At 71.2% G+C, this 18,411-nt stretch carries 13 protein-coding genes; 3 read left to right on the forward strand and 10 right to left on the reverse strand.

The window, feature by feature from the left end; genetic code table 11:
* Positions 1–102: 102 nt before the first annotated feature.
* Positions 103–1,311 carry a glycoside hydrolase family 64 protein gene (locus ACH4MY_RS25835; protein WP_398006096.1) on the reverse strand — a complete coding sequence of 403 codons (1,209 nt, stop codon included), beginning with the start codon at positions 1,309–1,311 and terminating at the stop codon, positions 103–105.
* Between the two features lie 379 nt (positions 1,312–1,690).
* On the opposite strand from ACH4MY_RS25835, the gene ACH4MY_RS25840 reads away from it, so the two are divergent.
* Complete coding sequence (locus ACH4MY_RS25840) at positions 1,691–2,611, forward strand: class I SAM-dependent methyltransferase (protein ID WP_398006097.1); 921 nt, start codon at positions 1,691–1,693, stop codon at positions 2,609–2,611.
* 27 nt (positions 2,612–2,638) lie between these two features.
* Here ACH4MY_RS25840 and ACH4MY_RS25845 read toward each other — a convergent pair whose 3' ends face one another.
* The 4 genes from ACH4MY_RS25845 to ACH4MY_RS25860 form a co-directional block, all read right to left on the reverse strand.
* Entirely contained in the window at positions 2,639–4,060 is a 1,422-nt protein-coding gene (locus tag ACH4MY_RS25845) for a GH1 family beta-glucosidase (protein WP_398006098.1), read from the reverse strand.
* A gap of 82 nt (positions 4,061–4,142) precedes the next feature.
* The gene (locus tag ACH4MY_RS25850) at positions 4,143–5,246 is read right to left on the reverse strand and encodes a DUF1996 domain-containing protein (protein WP_398006099.1); all 1,104 of its coding nucleotides are present in this window, start codon (positions 5,244–5,246) and stop codon (positions 4,143–4,145) included.
* 27 nt (positions 5,247–5,273) lie between these two features.
* Complete coding sequence (locus ACH4MY_RS25855; protein WP_398006100.1) at positions 5,274–7,466, reverse strand: discoidin domain-containing protein; 2,193 nt, start codon at positions 7,464–7,466, stop codon at positions 5,274–5,276.
* A gap of 121 nt (positions 7,467–7,587) precedes the next feature.
* A complete protein-coding gene (locus tag ACH4MY_RS25860; protein ID WP_398006101.1) occupies positions 7,588–9,786 on the reverse strand; it encodes a discoidin domain-containing protein in 2,199 nt (732 codons plus the stop codon).
* Between the two features lie 190 nt (positions 9,787–9,976).
* On the opposite strand from ACH4MY_RS25860, the gene ACH4MY_RS25865 reads away from it, so the two are divergent.
* Positions 9,977–11,017, forward strand: a complete 1,041-nt coding sequence (locus ACH4MY_RS25865) for a LacI family DNA-binding transcriptional regulator (RefSeq protein WP_398006102.1) — start codon at positions 9,977–9,979, stop codon at positions 11,015–11,017.
* Between the two features lie 22 nt (positions 11,018–11,039).
* Here the strand turns inward: ACH4MY_RS25865 and ACH4MY_RS25870 are convergent, their stop codons facing one another.
* The 5 genes from ACH4MY_RS25870 to ACH4MY_RS25890 all read right to left on the reverse strand — a co-directional run bounded on the left by ACH4MY_RS25870 (position 11,040) and on the right by ACH4MY_RS25890 (position 16,799).
* Positions 11,040–12,080: a phosphotransferase family protein gene (locus ACH4MY_RS25870; protein WP_398006103.1), complete on the reverse strand. Its 1,041-nt coding sequence runs from the start codon at positions 12,078–12,080 to the stop codon at positions 11,040–11,042.
* A gap of 109 nt (positions 12,081–12,189) precedes the next feature.
* Positions 12,190–13,581 carry a GH1 family beta-glucosidase gene (locus tag ACH4MY_RS25875; protein WP_398006104.1) on the reverse strand — a complete coding sequence of 464 codons (1,392 nt, stop codon included), beginning with the start codon at positions 13,579–13,581 and terminating at the stop codon, positions 12,190–12,192.
* A gap of 35 nt (positions 13,582–13,616) precedes the next feature.
* Positions 13,617–14,456 carry a carbohydrate ABC transporter permease gene (locus ACH4MY_RS25880; RefSeq protein ID WP_398006304.1) on the reverse strand — a complete coding sequence of 280 codons (840 nt, stop codon included), beginning with the start codon at positions 14,454–14,456 and terminating at the stop codon, positions 13,617–13,619.
* A 34-nt stretch (positions 14,457–14,490) separates the two neighbouring features.
* On the reverse strand, positions 14,491–15,483 hold the full coding sequence (locus ACH4MY_RS25885) for a carbohydrate ABC transporter permease (RefSeq protein ID WP_398006105.1): 993 nt from the start codon (positions 15,481–15,483) through the stop codon (positions 14,491–14,493).
* An 11-nt stretch (positions 15,484–15,494) separates the two neighbouring features.
* Complete coding sequence (locus ACH4MY_RS25890; protein WP_398006106.1) at positions 15,495–16,799, reverse strand: ABC transporter substrate-binding protein; 1,305 nt, start codon at positions 16,797–16,799, stop codon at positions 15,495–15,497.
* Positions 16,800–16,933: 134 nt separating this feature from the next.
* On the opposite strand from ACH4MY_RS25890, the gene ACH4MY_RS25895 reads away from it, so the two are divergent.
* Positions 16,934–18,277 carry an ROK family protein gene (locus tag ACH4MY_RS25895; protein WP_398006107.1) on the forward strand — a complete coding sequence of 448 codons (1,344 nt, stop codon included), beginning with the start codon at positions 16,934–16,936 and terminating at the stop codon, positions 18,275–18,277.
* Positions 18,278–18,411 lie beyond the last annotated feature (134 nt).

Raw genomic sequence — 18,411 nt, forward strand, 5'->3', positions numbered from 1 at the left:
GGCGACGGCCACGAGGCCGTCGCCGACGACTCCGGGTTTCTAGGGCCTGTCGTCACATTCCCGTCTGCCCCGCGGGCGACGACGGGAATGTGACGACAGACCCTAGTCGAGCGGGTCGAGCGTGACGTACGCCTGCTGCGGGTTGCCGTCGTGCACCAGCGACTCGTGGGCGCCGACGTCGTCGAAGGCGAAGCCGTACGCCTTGCCGTCGACCATCTGGGCGTGGATCTTGCGCGCGTAGTGGTTGGTCACCGCGTCCTGGTAGAAACCGGCCGACGAGGTGTCCGGCTGGTTCGGGTTGGTGAGCAGGGTCGAGCGGTTGTAACCCGCGCAGAGCGTGCGCGAGATGGGGCCACGCACCTGGTCGTTCGGGGCGTCGAGGAGCTTGTAGCAGCCGAAGACGCTGTCGGAGTCGGGCTTCTGGAAGGAGGTGACGACGGCGCCGGAGCCGTTGGTGAAGTTCATGACGTTGCCCGAGACCCGGCCGTAGTACTTCACGGAGGGCTGGTTCGCGAAGGGCGTCACGGTCAGGGTCGACGTGGCGTACTTGCTCCATACGCGGTTGATGTAGTCGTTCATCACCCCCGAGGGCAGCGCGCCGGCCTCGATGCCGTGGCCCGGGGCCAGGGCGCGGAGCACCGTTCCGTCGGAACGGGTCTGAATCAGGTTGGCCCAGCCGCCGGGCTGGCCGCGCAGCGCGTCGTAGAAGCCGCGGTAGCCGCCGGGCTTGAGTCGTCCGGTGTTGACGACGGAGCCGTCGGGGCGCTTCACGCCGACGGCGTACGGCACCGAGACCATGTCGACCTGGGTGCTGTTGATCCAGATGCCCGAGTCGTTGAGCGTGTACTCGGACCAGTTGAAGAGGATGTTCCTGTTGGGGTCGCTCGGGTTCTGGACGGCCGGCTGGACGAGCCCGCCCGTGGCCAGCTTGAAGACCAGCTTCTGCCCGTAGCTGAAGTAGACCCGTCCCGAGAACTTCGGCAGCCGGATCGTCGTCGACCGGCCGTTCGCCGGGCCGACGATGGCGGCGTCGGGCGCGGGGACGGGGGTGGAGCCTCCGGCGGGCCAGGGGTGGAAGGTGCCGTTGGCGTCGGCCCAGCCCTGACGTCCCGTCGAGAGCTCGGTGCCGAGGTTGTAGATGTAGACCTGGTCTCCGCGGCCCGAGTTGTTCGTGAAGGTGAGCGGAATCGTCGAGGGGACGGCGGCCTGGACGGAGTCGGACGGACCGGCGACGGCGACGGCGGTGCTGATCAGCGCGGCGGCGGCCAGGGGGACGAACACGGCGCGTGAGCGCCTGTGGCGTGCGGACATGTGGGGGCTCCTGGGAAGTGGGGGACCCATGGGGAGGCGGGTAGGGAGGCGGGTGGGTCGTGAGGGCGGTCTGAGAGCGCTCTCAAGAATGGTGAGGGTGAGATGGACCTGTCAATGGTTGGGGCCGGTGCGGTCGATGCCCGGTCCCGGACCGCTCCCCGGTCCGGGCGGCGTCGCCGGCGGGGGAGCCGCGCCCCTTGGGCCGATCGGCCCAGGCCCGGCGCGCCTCGGCCGTCCGGACGTCCGCCGGTGCAGGATCGACGGGAGGCGGCCGGAGGGGACGGGGCCGCCCGACCCCTCCCCACCTGCGAAGAGAACCGGCCATGAAACTGTTCGAGGACCCGCGGTTCCCGTGCCGCGGCGCCGCTCCGGTGGCGACATGACCACCGCTCCGCGCGGGGACGCGCACGGCGACGGCCGCTACGGCGAGGCCGTGTTCCGGCCCGAACAGGAGGGCGAGGGAGAGCGCATCGACTTCGGCGCCCTCGCCTACGACGACCTCACCATGGCGCGGCTGCGTGCCCTCGGAGCGGGCCCCGGCTGGCGGTGTCTCGACATCGGCGCCGGCACCGGCACGGTCTCCCGACGGCTCCTGGACGAGGCCGGGGTGACGGGGGTGCTCGCCGTGGACCGTGACGTACGGTTCCTCCTGGAGCGGCCCGTGACCGGGCTCGACGTGCTGGAGGCCGACATCACCGCCCCGGACTTCGCCCCGGGCCGGTTCCGGCTCGTCCACGCGCGCTTCGTGCTCATGCACCTGCCCGAGCGCGAGCGGCTGATCACCCGTCTCGCCGAACTCGTCGAGCCGGGCGGCGTGCTGGTGCTCAGCGACGCGGTCGACCTGACGAGCGGCCTGACGGGTGGCCCGAGCGGCGGCGCAACCGGCGGCCCGACCGGCGGTCCGGTCCACGGCGCAACCGGCGGCTCCACCGACGGCCCGGCCGCCGACGCGACGCCCGGCACGCCGTACACCTCGATGATGCGCGCCATGTGGCAGGCCTTGCGCGACACCATCGGCACCGATGTCTCCTGGGTGCCGTCGTACCCGCGACTCCTGCGCGGGGCGGGCCTCGAACCCGTCGCCGCCGAGATCCACGTGCCGCCCCTGCAGCCGGGCAGCCCCATCAGCCGCTTCTGGGCGGACACCTGGGAGCGGAGCCGGGCGCCGATGATCGCGACCGGCCTCGTCGACGACGCGGCCGTCGACGAGGCGATCCGGTACCTGGACTCCGACGCGTGCGCCGCCCTGTCGGCCGGCATGCTCACGGCCTGGGGACGGAAGCCCGGGGAGGGCTCTTAGACCGATCCCCCTCCCCGGCCTTCCGCGTCACTCCCGCCCGGCGGCGCCGCGGATCCGGTGGGCCGTGTCGCGCAGCCACAGGGCGCTGCGCTTCGGCGTACGGCGCTGGGTGCCGTAGTCGACGCGGACGAGCCCGAAGCGCTTGTCGTAGCCGTACGCCCACTCGAAGTTGTCCAGGAGCGACCAGGCGAAGTAGCCGCGGACGTCGGCCCCGCCGCTGCGGGCCCGGGCCACGGCGGCCAGATGGGCGGCGAGGTAGGCGGTGCGGTCGGCGTCGTCGACGAAGCCGTGGGCGTCGGGCCGGTCCTCGTACGCGGCGCCGCTCTCGGTGATCACCATGGGGGTGCCGGGGTAGTCCCGGGCGATGCGCAGCAGCAGGTCGGTGAGGTCGTGCGGCATCACCTCCCAGCCGAGCCCGGTGACCGGCAGTCCGCCGTGCGGCAGGTTGCGGGTGACGGGGACGCCTCGGGCGTCGGCGGTGGCGCCGTGCTCGTCGACTCCCGAACTGCGCATGGAGCGGTAGTAGTTGACGCCCAGGGTGTCGATGGGGGCGGCGATCGTCTCCAGGTCGCCCTCCTGGACGGGGATCTCGATGCCGTGGACGGCCAGGTCGTCGACGAGGTCCTGCGGATACCGGCCGCGCAGGATCGGGTCGAGGTAGAAGCGGAACCCGAGGGCGTCCGCCCGGCGTGCGGCCTCGCGGTCGGCCTCGCTGTCGGTGGCGGGACTGCTCGTGCCGAGGAGATGGGTGACTGCCAGGTCGAGCGGGCGGTTGGCGGCGGAACGCAGCCGCCGGACCGCGAGTCCGTGGGCCAGGTGCAGATGGTGCACGGCCGCCACCCCGTCGGCGAGGGAGCGGCCACCCGGTGCGTGGACGCCTTCGACATGGCCGAGGATCGCGGAGCAGAAGGGCTCGTTGAGGGTGGTCCAGTGGGTGACGCGGTCACCGAGGCGCTCGTGGACGAGTTCCGCGTAGTCGGCGAAGCGGTACGCGGTGTCGCGGGCCGGCCAGCCGCCCGCGTCCTGGAGCTCCTGGGGCAGGTCCCAGTGGTAGAGGGTCAGCCAGGGGGTGATGTCGCGGGCGAGGAGCTCGTCGACGAGACGGTCGTAGAAGGCGAGTCCCGCGGGGTTGGCCGGGCCGCGGCCGTGCGGCTGGACACGGGACCAGGAGACGGAGAAGCGGTACGTGTCGAGGCCGAGAGCGGCGAGCAGGGCCACGTCCTCCGGCATGCGGTGGTAGTGGTCGCAGGCCTGGTCGCCGGTGTCGCCGTTGTCGACGGCTCCCGGGACGCGGCAGAAGGTGTCCCAGATGGACGGGGTGCGGCCGTCCTCGGCGACGGCTCCCTCGATCTGGAAGGCGGAGGTGGCGGCGCCGAACCGGAAGTGCGGGGGGAGGAGGTCGATGAGCGCGTCGTGGCGGGCGGTGGGGGACGGGGCGGGGGCGGTCACGGGGTCCTCCTGGTGTCGAGGGGCGGACGGGAAAGCGGCCCGGACGCCCTGGCGGGCGTCCGGGCCGTGTACGGGAGAGGGATCAGGGCAGGCGGTGGTTCTCGTCGAGCACGACACCGCGTTCGGGGCGGTAGAGGTCGAAGCCCCGTGTGTCGCACTGCAGGCCGCCGACGATGCAGTGGTCGACGAGGGCCTTGAGGGTGCGCTCCTCCCACGCGTTGAAGAAGTCGTAGTGGAAGGAGTAGCCGCGGCCACTGGCCAGGCGGACCTGGCTCATGTCGCCGTTGACCGGCCATGCCATCTTGAACTCGATCATCGGCAGGGCGACCGGGTGGGAGGCCGGGCACATGTTGTCGTTGGTGCCGGGCTTGACCACCGGGTACGCCATGTGGCTCTTGTGGTCGGGGGTGTCGAGGTACAGGCCGTTCCAGCAGCTGGGGGCCTGCATGCGCAGGTTGAGCTGTACGTCGGGCCGGTTCGGACAGCTCGCCGGGATGTCGGTGTTGAAGAAGCTGTCACCGCATTCCCAGCCCTCGACGAACCCCTTGTGGGCGCGGAACTCCTCGGCCGTCTGCATCGGGTTGCCGACGACGTACCGCAGACCCTTGGGGAAGGGCCGCACGCTCCGGTAGTCGGTGACGCCCGACTTGTAGTAGATGACCTGCGGGCCGACGGGCAGGATCTTCTGGTCGCCCTTGTACAGCGACGGCATCCAGTACGCGGAGGCGTCCGCGGGTGCCTTGCAGGTGGTGCTGCCTCCGTAGAGCGAGCCGGTGGTGCTGGCGGCGTTGGTGGAGGTGTTGCCCATGAACGTGTGGTCGTGGGACTTGCCGAACTGGCCCGGGTAGACGATCGGGTCGTCCGGCGCGGTGTGGGTGACGGAGCAGCCGGCCTGGAACTCGTGATGGTAGGCCGGGGGCGGGGTGGCCGTGGACGGGGTCACACCGGTGACCTGGGGTACGGCCGGGATGTAGCCGTCGCCGTCGGCGTCGTCCCCCGAGGGGAGCACGGAGGCCGCCATGACGTGGCCTGTGGCGGCGCCCGCCGCGTGCGCCCCGTGGGCGGCGGCCGGGGCGGTGGTCTCCCCGTGGGCGCTGGCCGCGGTGTAGGTGTCGACCGTCAGGGCGGAGACGCCCAGGGCGGCGGTGAGCAGTAAGGCGGACAGGGTCCTGCCGCGGATTCTCATGGTGATCTCCTCGTTCTCCTCAGGGGGTCAGCTGTAGATGCCGAACTCGTGGAGCGAGTAGCCCCAGCCGGTGCCGCGCGCGGTGAGCTGGAGCTTGACGTAGCGGGCGGTGGCGCCGGTCTCGACGGTGTCGATGTCGCCGTTGCCCGTCGTGGTGGAGTGCATGGTCCGCCAGGTCGCGCCGTCGTCGGAGACCTGGACGTCGTAGGAGCGGGCGTACGCCGGGTCCCAGACCAGCTGGATCCGGTTGAAGGAGCGGACCGAGCCGAGGTCGACCCGGATCCACTGCGGGTCGCTCCAGTCGCTGGCCCAGCGGGTGGTGGTGTTGCCGTCGGTCGCGTTGCTCGCCGGGCAGGGGCAGTCGCCGTAGGAGGCCTGGGCGGAGGAGGCGGTGGCCGGCTTGTTCAGGGCGATGTTGGTGCCGGCGACCGGCGGGGCGACGACCTTGACGGACTTGGTCTCGATGCCGACGTTGCCGCGGCCGTCCTCGGCCTGTACGTACACCTTCCACACGCCGAGCTTCTCGGGCGCGGTGACCGCGAAGGTCCCGTTGCCGAGGGAGCGGTACTGGGCGTGGATCAGGCGCTTGTCGCCGTTGGCGTAGTTGCCGCTCAGGAGGATCTTGGTGGTGACGGCGTCGCCGTCGGGGTCGCGGACGTCGGCGCGCACCGTGAACTCGCCGCCGGCCGGGGCGGATCCGGCGGGGGTGACCGCCATCCCGCTGATGACCGGCGGGGTGTTGTCGCCCGCGACGGAGCCGGTGTACGCCTTCTTGAGGGCGTAGTACGACAGGCGCTTCAGGCCGTCGGGGAGCAGGTTGAACCAGACGCCGCCGAAGTCGTGCTCGGTGCCGTAGTGGAAGACGGTCGCGCCGAGGGCGACGCCGCGGTGGCCGGTGACGCAGTTCCAGGCCTGGGTGTACCCGTCGGCCTTCTGGACGTCGGTGGGCTCCTCGGGGACGCCGTTGGCGTCCTTCGGGGTCTCCCACTCACCGGCGGGGCCGGTCTCGGTGATGATGTACGGCTTGGTGTAGCCGCCCTCCACCCAGTCCTGCCGGACCCCGCAGATGTCGCCGTAGGCGTTCATCGAGTAGAGGTCCAGGTCGGGCGCGTTCCGCTTGTAGTACGGCCAGGCGCCGGTCCACGCGTCCGTGGAGGTCACGGGGTGGTCGGGGTCGATGGAGTGGATCTTCTTGGCGACGTCGTTCACGAAGGTCGTGTACGCGTTGCGCTGGGCCTCGAGCTCGGCGCCGCTGTAGCAGTTCTGCAGACCGAGGACCGACTCGTTGCCGACGTTCCACATGAGGGTGGCGGGGTGGGACTTGTAGGTGTCGACCCACTTCGCGAACTCGGTGAGCGAGTTGCTCTTGTACGCCGTGTCCGTCACGTAGTTGACGCAGCCGCCGGAGCCCGGGCCGCCGCCCGGCTGCAGCCAGAAGCCGTTGATCACCTTGACGCCGTTGGCGGCCGCCGAGTCGAGCAGCGGCTTGGTGCCGGCGTCCGTCCCCCAGGTGCGGACGGTGTTGACGCCCATGGACTTCACGTCCGGCATGTAACGGGGGGCGTCGGCCATCGCGGGGCCCCAGGTGACACCCTTGACGGTGTACGGCTGCCCGCCGACCGTCAGCTGCCAGTTGCCCTGCGTGCCGCTCACCCGGACGGCGCCGGTGGGCTCCGGCTGCGCGGTCCCGCCGCCGTACACCTGGAACTCCCACAGCGAGTAGCCGTAGCCGGTGCCCCGGGTGACGCCCTGGAGGCGCACGTAGCGGCCCTTGCCGGTGACCGCGAGCTCGTCGGCGCCTCCGTCGCCCGCGGTCACGGACTTGACGGTGCGCCAGTCGGTCCCGTTGTCGGAGAGCTGGATGTCGTACGCCTTGCCGTACGCGCCCTCCCAGTTCAGGACGACGCGGCTGATGTCGGCGCTGCTGCCCAGGTCGACCTGGATCCACTGGGCGTCGCTCCACTGGCTCGCCCAGCGGGTGCCGGTGAGGTCGCCGTCGACCGCGGCGGAGGCGGCCCAGGCGGCGCCCTCGCTGGAGGAGGCGGTGGCGGTCTTCCCCTGGGAGAGCAGGGTCTCGGCGGCGGTGGCGGGCGCCGCGGTCAGCAGGGCGGTGGAGGTGACGGAGGCGGCGAGCAGGGCGCCGAGGGAGACGAGTGAGCCTGTCGTGCGGGCGCGGTCGCGGGCGCGCCTTCGTGTCGTGGGGGCATGGGTCGTGGTCATGGCGGCTCCTGGACGGAGGGGGAGGGGATCGCCTTCCGGGCGGCGCGGTGGGGACTGGGCGCCGCCCGGAAGGGGTGAGGGGCCGGGACGCCCCGGTGGGTGGGGCGTCCCGGCGGGACCGTCAGGGGAAGGAGACGACGGTGGACGGCACGGTGGAGGTGCCGGAGGGGATGGTGGAGGCCCCGGTGTCGTTGATGACGTGGTTGTAGTGGCCCATTCCGCCGAGGGACACCACGAGCAGGCTGTGGAACTTCACCCCCGGCTTGACGGGTGCCTTGAAGCCGTGGTCCTGGACGATCGTCGGATCCACGTTGTAGTTGCAGTAGCTGCCGAGGCCCCAGGCCTCGTGGGTGTTCACGGAGTCGTCGACCCGGTAGGCGGCGTACCCCTTCGTGGCGCCGTTCTGGATGGCGGCCTGGTTGGGGGCGTCGTACGCCTTCTCGTTCTGGTAGAAGATCGTGCGGCCGCGCTCGCCGTACCACTCGACGTCGTACTTGTTGAAGTGCTCGACGAACAGACCGGTGGCGAGCACGTCGTCGCCGTTGACGCGGACGCCGTAGTCGGCCCGGTTGGTCTCCCAGCCGACGCCCTCGCCGTGGTCGGCGCGCCACACCCAGGTGTGGTCGATGATGGCGTCGTCGCTGTTCACGACCACGCTGGTGGTGGCCTTGCCCGCCCCGGCGCCGCCGACGCGGATGTACACGTCCTGCACGGTGGTGGGGTTGGCGGCGTGGTCGGCGGCGGAGTTCTGCGGTCCGAGCTCCAGCAGGACCGGCGAGTTGACCGGGCCGGCGTCGATCAGGAAGCCGGCGAGGCGGACGCCGTCGACGTCGGCGACCTTCATCGCGGTGACGCCGTTGTCCGGGATGATCGTGGCGAGGCCGAGGCCGAGCACGACGGTGTTGGCGCGGTTCACGTTGATGGTCTGGTCGACGTGGTAGACGCCCGGCGTGAACAGCAGGTGCAGGCCCTGGGCCAGCGCCTGGTTGATGGTGGCGGCGGTGGCGCCCGGCTTGACCACGTAGAACTGGCTCAGCGGGATCGACTCGCCCTGCGGGGCGCCGTTGGCCCAGCTGGTGCCGCGGGCGTTGACGCGCTTGGCGGGGGCGAAGACCTTGTACTCGTTGCCGTCGAGGTAGAGGTACGGCTTCTCGCGGGAGACCGGCGTGGTGTCGAGCGTGGTGTAGCGGGGCTCCGGGAAGGAGGTGGCCGGGGCACCCTCGACGCCCGAGAAGGTCTGGTTCCAGACGCTGTTGGACCAGCCGCCGATGGTGGACTCCCGGGTGTACCACTGCTGCTGGGAGTAGTTGCCGATCTGGCCGTCGATCTTGGAGTCGGCGATGTAGCCGCCGCTGGCCCAGCCGTAGCCGTTGGGCGCCAGGTTGAGGCCGCCCTTGACGTGCATGCGACGGAAGGAGGAGGCCTGCGAGACGGCCCACCGGTCCGTGCCGTTGACCGGGTTGAGGGTGAGGCCCTCCGCGCCGCGCCAGAAGTTCTGGGTGGCGTTGCCGTTGAACCAGCCGGCGTCGACGGTCACGTCACCGTTGATGGTGGTGTCGCCGGGGCGGAGTCCGAGGCCGGCTATCTGGGTGTAGAAGCCGATCTGGGCGTTGAGCCCGTTGTACGTGCCGGGCTTGAAGAGGAAGGCGTGCCGGCCGTTGCCGAACTGGGCCGACTCCTGCTCCTGGAAGACCTGGTCCAGCTTGGCCTGGATGCCGGGCGTGGACGGGTCGACGACGTGCACGTTGGGGCCGAGGTCGCCGCCGCCGGGGAGCGTCGGGCCGGTGCCGCCGCCGGTGGTGCCGTAGACCTGGAACTCCCAGAGGGAGAAGCCGTATCCGGTGGCCCGGGTGAGGCCGTTCATGCGGATGTAGCGGCCGGTGCCGGAGAGCGTGACGTTGTCGGTGCCTCCGTCGCCGGCGCTGACGGTGGTGACGGTCCGCCAGTCGGTGCCGTTCTCGGAGGCCTGGATGGCGTAGCTCTTGCCGTAGGCCGCTTCCCAGTTGAGGACGGCGTGGCTGAGCGTGGCGCTGCTGCCGAGGTCGACCTGGATCCACTGGGCGTCCTGCCAGGCGCTGGCCCAGCGGGTTCCGGTGAGGTCGCCGTCGACGGCGGCGCCGGCGGTGAAGGCGCCCCCTTCCGTGGAGGAGGCGGTGGCCGTCTTGCCCTGGGAGAGCAGGGTGGGGGCGGCGTGTGCCGTCGTGGCGGGGGCCAGTGCGAGCAAACCGCCGGCCAGCGACGAGACGAGTGCGCCGACGGTGGCCCGTCGAACGGCTGAGGCGGGTCGCCGGAAGACCGGCGGGGACCCGACGGAAGACATGGGGTCTCCTCTGGATACATGGGGGAAATGTGGGAGAGCGCTCTCCGAAACCTTGCACGCAGGGCGAGTTGACGGTCAAGGCGTATGACATGACTTTTCTTTTGGCTTTCATTAAGTGTCGACCTTGGAGGGGCCGGTCCGGGCGTGGACTGTTCTCCCAGCGGACACTCGGCACCGTTAAGGTGCGGAGGTGGGGAATCGAGGACCGACACTGGAAGACGTCGCACGTGAGGCGGGGGTATCGCGCGCGACGGTGTCCCGCGTCGTCAACGGCGTGCGCAACGTGGCTCCCGAGATCCAGCGGAGCGTGCGCGAGGCCATCGCCCGCATCGGCTACACACCCAACCAGGCAGCCCGTTCCCTGGTGACGAGACGCACCGGGACCGTCGCACTCGTGCTCTCCGCGACGGGCAGGGCCTTCGCGGCCCGGGTGTTCTCCGACCCCTTCTTCGGGCGGGTCGTCGACGGCGTCCTGCCGGTCCTGCGCGACCGCGGGATCCAGCCGGTGCTGCTGGTGGCCGAGTCGGAGCAGGCCAGGACCCAACTCGTCGAGTACCTCCGGCAGGGAGGAGCCGACGGAGCCCTGCTCGTGCCGCTCGACGAGGACGACCCGCTGCCGGCGATGCTCGTGGCGGCGGGCCTGCCCACGGTCCTGTTCGGCCGCCCCCGCGACGGGGAGCGGTGCGGCTTCGTCGACCTCGACAACGCCGCGGGCGCCCGGCTGGCGGCCGAGCACCTGTGGGCCACCGGCCGGCGGCGCCCGGCCACCATCGCCGCACCCGTGAGCGCCCCCACGGCGGGCGAGCGCCTCGACGGCTTCCGGGACGTCTTCACGGCCCACGGGGTGACCTCCGTCCCCGTCGTACGGGGACGGTTCACCATCGACAGCGGCCGGCGCGCCATGGCGAAGCTGCTGAAGGACCACCCGGAGACCGACGCGGTGTTCGCGGCGAACGACCTGATGGCTCAGGGCGCCTGCCAGTACCTGCGCGAACAGGGCGTGGCCGTCCCCGGCACGGTGGCGGTGGTGGGCTTCGACGACTCGGTGGCCGCGCGCAAGGCGCGGCCGCAGCTCACCACCGTGCGCCAGCCGGTGGAACGGATGGCGGCCGCCATGGCCGGAATCCTGGTCGAGGAACTCGCCGGCGGCCGCCCGCGGGCGGACCCCGGGACGCCGGATCCCGCCTCGAAGGTCTTCGAGCCGGTGCTCGTCGTCCGCGAGTCCACCTGACCCTCCGCCGACGGCCCGCACCTCACCGCTCCAGGGTGTCCAGTACGGCGAGCTGCTCCGTGACGCGGTCGGCGGACCAGGTGTCCAGCCGGCTCGCGAACTCCCCGCCGTAGGCCCGCGGGACCGACTCCACACGCATCACCAGGGCGAGGTACACACGGTAGAGAGCGAGCCGGACGCGTGCGCCGGTGTCGAGGGTGAGCGCGGGAGCGACGGAGCGGTAGCCGGCCAGGAGGTCGGGGTCGTCCTCGGCCGCGCCGAGCGGGTCGAGCCCGACGAGTTCTGCCAAGGGGTCGCCGAAGAAGGCGCGTTCGCCGTCGATGAGGCCGTTCAGCTGCCAGCGGCCGGTGCCGGGGCCGAGGACGATGTTCCCCTCCCAGGCGTCGAAGTGGACGAGGGCGGGCCGGCGGACCTCGGCGAGCCGGGGCCCGAACCGCAGCGGCAGCTCGGCGAGGAAGGCGGCCGGGACGGGCAGGGTGACGTCGAACCGGCCCGCGTCGGCGAGGACGGCGTGCAGCATGGCGGTGAACGCGGAGGGCCAGTCGGCGGCCGTCAGACCGGTGCCGGGCCGGGGGTACCCGTACGCGGGACCGGTGACGGTGGCGATCCGGGCCAGGGTCGCCCCCAGCCGGCGGCGCAGCGCGGCGCGATCGGCCGGAGTGAGCCGGTCGCGGGCGGCGTCCCAGGTGGTGCCGTCGAGGTAGGAGAGGACGAGCCACTCGGAGGGGCTCCCGGGGCCGGCGGGCTCGTGGTGGAGGACGGTGGGAACCCGGACGCCCGCCCCGGCGGCGAGACGGTGGAAGAGCGCCTCGGTGTCGAGGAGCGCCTGTTCGTGGGTGAGGGCGGGGGCGGTCGCCGGGGGTGCCGTCTTGAGGACCACGCGCCGCCCGTCGCCGAGTTCGAGCAGCCGGGCGGAGTTGTAGAGGCCCCCGCTGAGGGCGGTGCCCCGGACGACGGTCACCGGGCCGAGGGCGTGACGCAGCCGTGCGGCGGCGAGCGCGTCGGCGTCGCTCGAGTCGTCGTCGGGCCCGGGGGGAGAGGAGGGGACGGCACTGGCGGCCATGGGTCGCTCCTGTGCGGAAGCCGGGGAGAGGGTGGGTGCTGCCGGGGCTCCGGAAGGCCGCCCCGGCGGTGCGGGGCGGCCTTCACGGCGGTCATGACGGACTTTCACGTCAGCCGGCCGTCGCCTCCCGGTGGGCGCGGATGATGTCGGCGTACCGGCGTCCGCTCGTCTTCACGGTCCGTCGCTGGGTGTCGTAGTCGACGTGGACGAGACCGAAGCGCTTGTCGTAGCCGTAGGCCCACTCGAAGTTGTCGAGCAGGGACCAGGCGTAGTACCCGGCGAGCGGGGCGCCCTTGCGGACGGCGCGGGCGCAGGCCGCGAGGTGCTGCTCCAGGTAGCCGGTGCGCTCCGGGTCGTGGACCGCGCCGTCGGGCCCGACGGTGTCGGGGAAGGCCGAGCCGTTCTCGGTGACGTACAGCTTCTGTACGCCGTAGTCCTCGGTGAGCCGCAGCAGGAAGGCCTCCAGGCCGCCGGCGTCGATCTGCCAGTCCATGCCGCTGCGGGGCACGTCGGGCAGGCGCACCTCGCGGGCGTACGGGACGGGTCCGGTCGGGTCGTCGGCGACGGTGACCGGGAAGTAGTAGTTGAGGCCGTGCCAGTCCAGCGGGGCGGCGATGGTCTCCAGGTCACCGGGCCGCTCGGGCAGCTCGACCCCGTACAGCTCGCGCATGTCGGTCGGGAAGCCGCGGCCGTAGACCGGGTCGAGCCACCAGCGGTTGGTGTGCCCATCCGCGCGGGCCGCGGCGGCGATGTCCTCGGGCCGGGTGGAGGCGGCCTCGACGGTGGAGTGGTTGGTGACCAGGCCGATCCGGGCCCCGGGCGCGGCGGCGCGGATGGCCTGGGTGGCGAGGCCGTGACCGAGGAGCAGGTGGTACGAGGCGCGGACGGCGGCCGTGATGTCGGTCAGGCCCGGCGCCATACGGCCCTCCAGGTGGCCGATCCAGCCCGAGCACAGCGGCTCGTTGAGCGTGGCCCACTGGGTGACCCGGTCGCCCAGGCGCTCCGCGACGACGGAGGCGTACGCGGCGAGGTGCTCCGCGGTGGCGCGCTCGGTCCAGCCGCCGTGGCTGTCCCGGACCCGGTCCTGGAGGGCCTGCGGCAGGTCCCAGTGGTAGAGGGTGACGGAGGGGGTGATCCCGGCGTCGAGGAGACCGTCGACCAGCCGGTCGTAGAAGTCGAGTCCGGCCGCGTTGACGGGGCCGTCGCCGCCGGGGAAGACGCGCGGCCAGGCGACGGACAGCCGGTAGGCGTCGGTGCCGAGGCCCTTCATCAGGGCGATGTCCTCGGGCCAGCGGTGGTAGTGGTCGCAGGCCGTGTCGCCGTGGTCGCCGTTGTCGATCGCGCCGGGGACGCGGGAGAAGGTGTCCCAGATGGACGGCGCCCTGCCGTCCTCGGCGACGGCGCCCTCGATCTGGTAGGCGGAGGTCGCCGTGCCCCAGGCGAAGTTCGGCGGGAAGGCCTCCAGGTCGAGCGCGGTGCGGGCGTCGGTGGATTCGGACACGGGAAACCTCTTCGTGATCGGTGTGGAGAAGGACGTCACTTGACCGCACCCGCGGTGAGGCCGGCGACGAGGTAGCGCTGGAGGAGCAGGAAGCCGACGACCACGGGGACGCTCACCACGAGGGAGGCGGCCATCACCTGGTTCCAGTAGACGTCGTTCTGGGTGGCGTACCCCTGGAGACCGACGGCGAGGGTGCGGGTGGTGTCGTTGGTCATGACCGAGGCGAAGAGGACCTCGCCCCAGGCGGTCATGAAGGCGTAGACCGCGACGGCGATGATGCCGGGGGACGCGGCCGGGACGATCACGCGGAACAGCGCGCTGATCGGACCGCAGCCGTCGACCTTGGCCGCCTCGTCGAGTTCGCGCGGGATCGAGTCGAAGTAGCCGGTCAGCATCCAGATGGAGAACGGCAGCGAGAAGGTCAGATAGGTGAGGATGAGACCTTCGCGGGAGCCGAAGAGGGCGATGCCGGTGGCATTGCCGATGTTGACGTAGATGAGGAAGAGCGGCAGCAGGAAGAGGATGCCGGGGAACATCTGGGTGGACAGCACCGTCACCGTGAAGACCCGCTTGCCGCGGAAGCTGTAGCGGCTCACCGCGTACGCGGCGAAGATCGCGACGGCCACCGAGAGCACCGTGGCCGCTCCCGCGACGACGATCGAGTTCACGAAGTAGTCGGCGAGCGGGACGGTCTCCCAGATGTCGAAGTACGGGCGGATCGTGAGCCCGGAGGGGATCCACTCGAACTCGCCCGACACGTCCTCCAGCGGCTTCAGGGAGCTGGAGATCATGACGTACACCGGCAGCACCACGAAGGCGGTGAGCAGGGTGAGGAAGATCCGCCGTGTCCAGAGGAACGAGCGGGGCGCCGCCATGGGGGAGCGGGGGACCGCCCGCCGGGATGCGTGCTCAGACATCGGAGGTCTTCCTTCCGCGGGTGGTGAGCAGGAGGTAGACGCCCGTGACGACGAGGAGGAACAGCAGGAGCAGCACGGACATGGCCGAGCCGGTGCCGAAGTTCCACGTCTGGAAGGACGACTGGTAGATGTGGAGCGAGATCAGGTCGGCGGCTTCGGGCGCCGCCTTGCCGAAGAGCACGAACGGCGTGTTGAAGTCGTTGAACGTCCAGAGGAAGAGGACGAGCACGAGGACCTGGTTGACGGAGCGCAGCGACGGCAGAGTGATGTGCCGGATCTGCTTCCACACGCCGGCGCCGTCGAGGGCGGCCGCCTCGTACATGTCCCGGGGGATGTTCTGCAGTCCCGCCATGACGGTGAGGAAGGCGAAGGGCCAGCCCTTCCAGACGGAGACGACGAGCAGCGCCCAGAAGCTGTTGTCCCCGATGAGCCAGAAGGCGGGGCTGTCGCCGATGCCGAGCTGGTCGTGGAGGACGTGGTTCACCAGGCCGTTGTCCCGCTGGAACATGAACGCCCAGGTGATGACGGCGGCGTAGACGGGCAGCGCGTACGGGACCAGGAAGAGGGTCCGCAGGAAGCCGCGGCCCCGGAAGTTCTCCTGGAGGAAGATCGCGGCGGCCGTCCCGAGGAACCAGCACAGTCCCACGGAGAGGAGGGTGAACAGACAGGTCGTCAGGAAGGACTTGAGAAGTGCCTGGCCGACGGGGGCGTCGAAGTCGATCGCGACGCTGTAGTTGTCGAGAGCCGACCAGGGTGCCTCCGACCAGTTCCGGATGTAGAACTGGGTGAGCTCCTTGAAGCTCATGGTGATGCCCATGAGCATCGGGACGAGATGGACGAGGAGTTCGAGGAGCAGGGCGGGCAGGAGCAGCATGTACGGCAGTGCGATGCGGCGACGCCCGGAGCGGCGTGGTGCGCGTGCCTCTCCGGGTGTGGCCTTGCGCACCGCGCGCTCACTCGGGGGAGTGACGGCGGTCTGGGTCATGGAGGTGCGGCCTACTTCTTGGGCATCTGCTGCTGGGCCTTTTCGAGCTTGGCCCGCACGGACTCCGTGGTCACCGGCCGGCCGGCCGCGGCGTCCGCGAACAGCTCCTTCACCGCGGTGCCGACGACGGTCTCGAACTGCGACTCCTCGGGCACCTGCGGCAGGGCGGCGGCGCTGGTGGCGAGGGTGTCGCGGATGACGCCGAGCGACGGGTCGGCGAAGACGGGGTCCTTCTGGGCGCTCTTGACCGGCGGGACCGAGCCGTAGGCCTTGTTGAGGAGGATCTGCTCCTCGTCGCTGGTCATGAACTTCACGAACTTCAGCGCGCCGTCGAGGTTCTTGGTGTTCTTGAAGACGGCCATGTTGATGCCGGCGACCATCGAGTTGGTCTGCGCGCCGGTGCCGGGCTTGCCGGAGGGGACGGGGGCGGGGGCGACGCCCCACTCCTCCGGGCCCATGCCCTGGGAGGCGAAGGTCTGCGACGGCGTCTGCCACAGGACCATGCCGGTCTTGTCCTTGGCGAAGTCGCTGAGGGACTGGTTCTGGGCGTACTCGGCGTTGCCGGGGGCGACGATCTTCTGCGTGGCCATGAGGTCGACGTACTGCTTGACGGCGGCGACGGCCCCGTCGGAGGTGAAGTCGGCCTTGCCGTCGGCGGTGAAGAAGTCGGCGCCGTGCTGCTTGGCGAGGACGAAGACCTGGTGGATGTTGTTGGAGAGGTTGGAGCCCTCGACCCCGAGGCCCGCCTTCCCGTTCTTGGTGAGCTTCTTGCCGGCGGCGGCCACCTCGTCCCAGGTGGTCGGCGGCTTGGTTATGCCGGCCTCCTTGAACATCGCCTTGTTGTAGTAGAGCGCGTAGGCCATGGAGTAGAGGGGGACGGCGGCCGGCTCCTTGCCGGTGACACCGGTGGAGCCGAGCGCGGAGTCGACGAAGCGGTCCTTGCCGCCGATCGCCTCCAGGTTCTTCGCGTCCCAGGGCAGCAGGGCGCCGGTGGACTGCAGCGAGGCGCTCCAGGTGTTGCCGATGTTGAGGATGTCGGGGCCCTGACCGGAGGTGGTCGCGGTGAGGATCCGGTTGAGCAGGTCGGACCAGGGGATCACCTCCAGCTTGACCTTGATCCCGGTCTCCTTCTCGAACTGGTCGAGCTCGGGCTGCAGGACCTTCTTGTCGACCTCAAGGCTGGAGCCCTGGTTGGAGGCCCAGTAGGTGAGGGTCTTCGGGGACGCCTCGCTTCCTTCACCGCCGCCACAGGCGGTGGCGGTGAAGGCGAGGGAGAGGGAGACGGCACCGGTGACAGCGGCTCTGAATCTGCGCATGGCTCCTGGGCCCTTTCGGGGATGACGGGGGGCGCCGGTGCGGTGGGCTGCTGGAGCGCCGCCGTAACACCGGCTTAATTTAGGATGTGAGTTAAACCCCATGAGAAGGTCGCGTCAAGGCTTGTAGTGCGGGTATGTTGCAACGAACGACTTCAGAGACGGGGACCAAAGTGCACGCGAGAAGTGGCCGCACGGTGCGTGACCTGCGGCGCGAGAACCGCACCGCAGTGCTGCGCAGGCTGTACTTCGACGGACCGATGAGCCGCCTCATGCTCGGACCCGCGACCGGCCTCAGCTCCGGTTCGGTCAGCAACGTGGTCGCGGAACTCGTCGCCGAGGGCCTGGTCGAGGAGGCCGGCAGCGTCGACTCCGCAGGCGGCCGCCCCCGTACCCTCGTGCGCATCACCCCCGCCAGCGGCTTCATGATCGGGGTCGACATCGGCGAGACCCGCATAAGGATCGAGCTGTTCGACCTCACGCTCACCGAACTCGCGCGCACCGAACGCCCGTTGGCCAGCTCCGGACCCCGTACCGCCCGCTACGACGTCGACCTCGTCGTCGCCCATCTCCGCGAGGGCATCGCGGAGGTGCTGCGCACCGCGGACGTTCCCGCCGAGCGGCTCATCGGGGTCGGCGTCGGCGTCCCCGGCATCGTCGCCCGCGACACCGGCGACGGCGCCGTCGTGCACGGCCAGACCATCGGCTGGGACGCCGTCCCCTTCGAACGCCTGCTCCGCGCCGCCGTCGACCTGCCCGAGGACGTCCCCTACTGGATCGACAACGGTGCCAAGACCCTCGGCCAGGCCGAGATGTGGTTCGGCGCCGGACGGGGTGCGCGCAGCGCCGTCGTCGTCCTCTTCGGCTCGGGCGTCGGGGCCTGTGTCCTCACGGAGCCGACGGGGCCCGGCCGGGCACTCGAATGGGGTCATCTGACCGTACGGGTACGGGGCCGGCGCTGCCGCTGCGGTGCCGAGGGCTGCCTGGAGGCGTACGCGGGAGCCGAGGCGCTCCTCGAGCGGTGGTGCGAAGCCGGCGGGCAGCCCCCGGCCGGCGCCGACGAGGAGACCGCGCTGACCGCGATGCTCGCCGCCGCCTACCCCGCCGACCCGGGGACGGACCCGGACGCGACCGCGCTCTCCGTGCTCGACGAGACCGCCGAGTACCTGGGCGCCGGATTCGCCGACCTGATCAACCTCTTCCAGCCCGACCGGATCCTCGTGGGCGGCTGGGCCGGTCTCCAACTCGGCACCCGTTTCCTGGAGACGGTGACGGCCTACGCGCTGGAGTACGCGCTCCGGTACCCGGCCAGCCGTACCTCCGTCGGCATGGGCACCCTCGGCCCCGAGGCGGTCACCGTCGGGGCGGCGCTGCTGCCCCTGGTCGACTTCTTCGCCCAGGGAGGCCGTCGCCCCGAGACCAAGCCGACCGTTCCCGCCCCCGCCTGGCAGTCGGCCCTGCAGGACCGGGTGTCCCCCTGAGGCGAACCGCTCGACGCCCGCGGACGGGTGGGCGACACCCCCGCCCCGGCCGGCGCCCTGCCGCGTACGGCCCGGGGGGAGGGGGGCGAGAGGCCGCGCCCCTTTCGGGGCCCGCACCCGGGAACGCTCCCGAA

The sequence above is a fragment of the Streptomyces sp. NPDC017246 genome, from assembly GCF_044331325.1.
GTDB lineage: Bacteria > Actinomycetota > Actinomycetes > Streptomycetales > Streptomycetaceae > Streptomyces.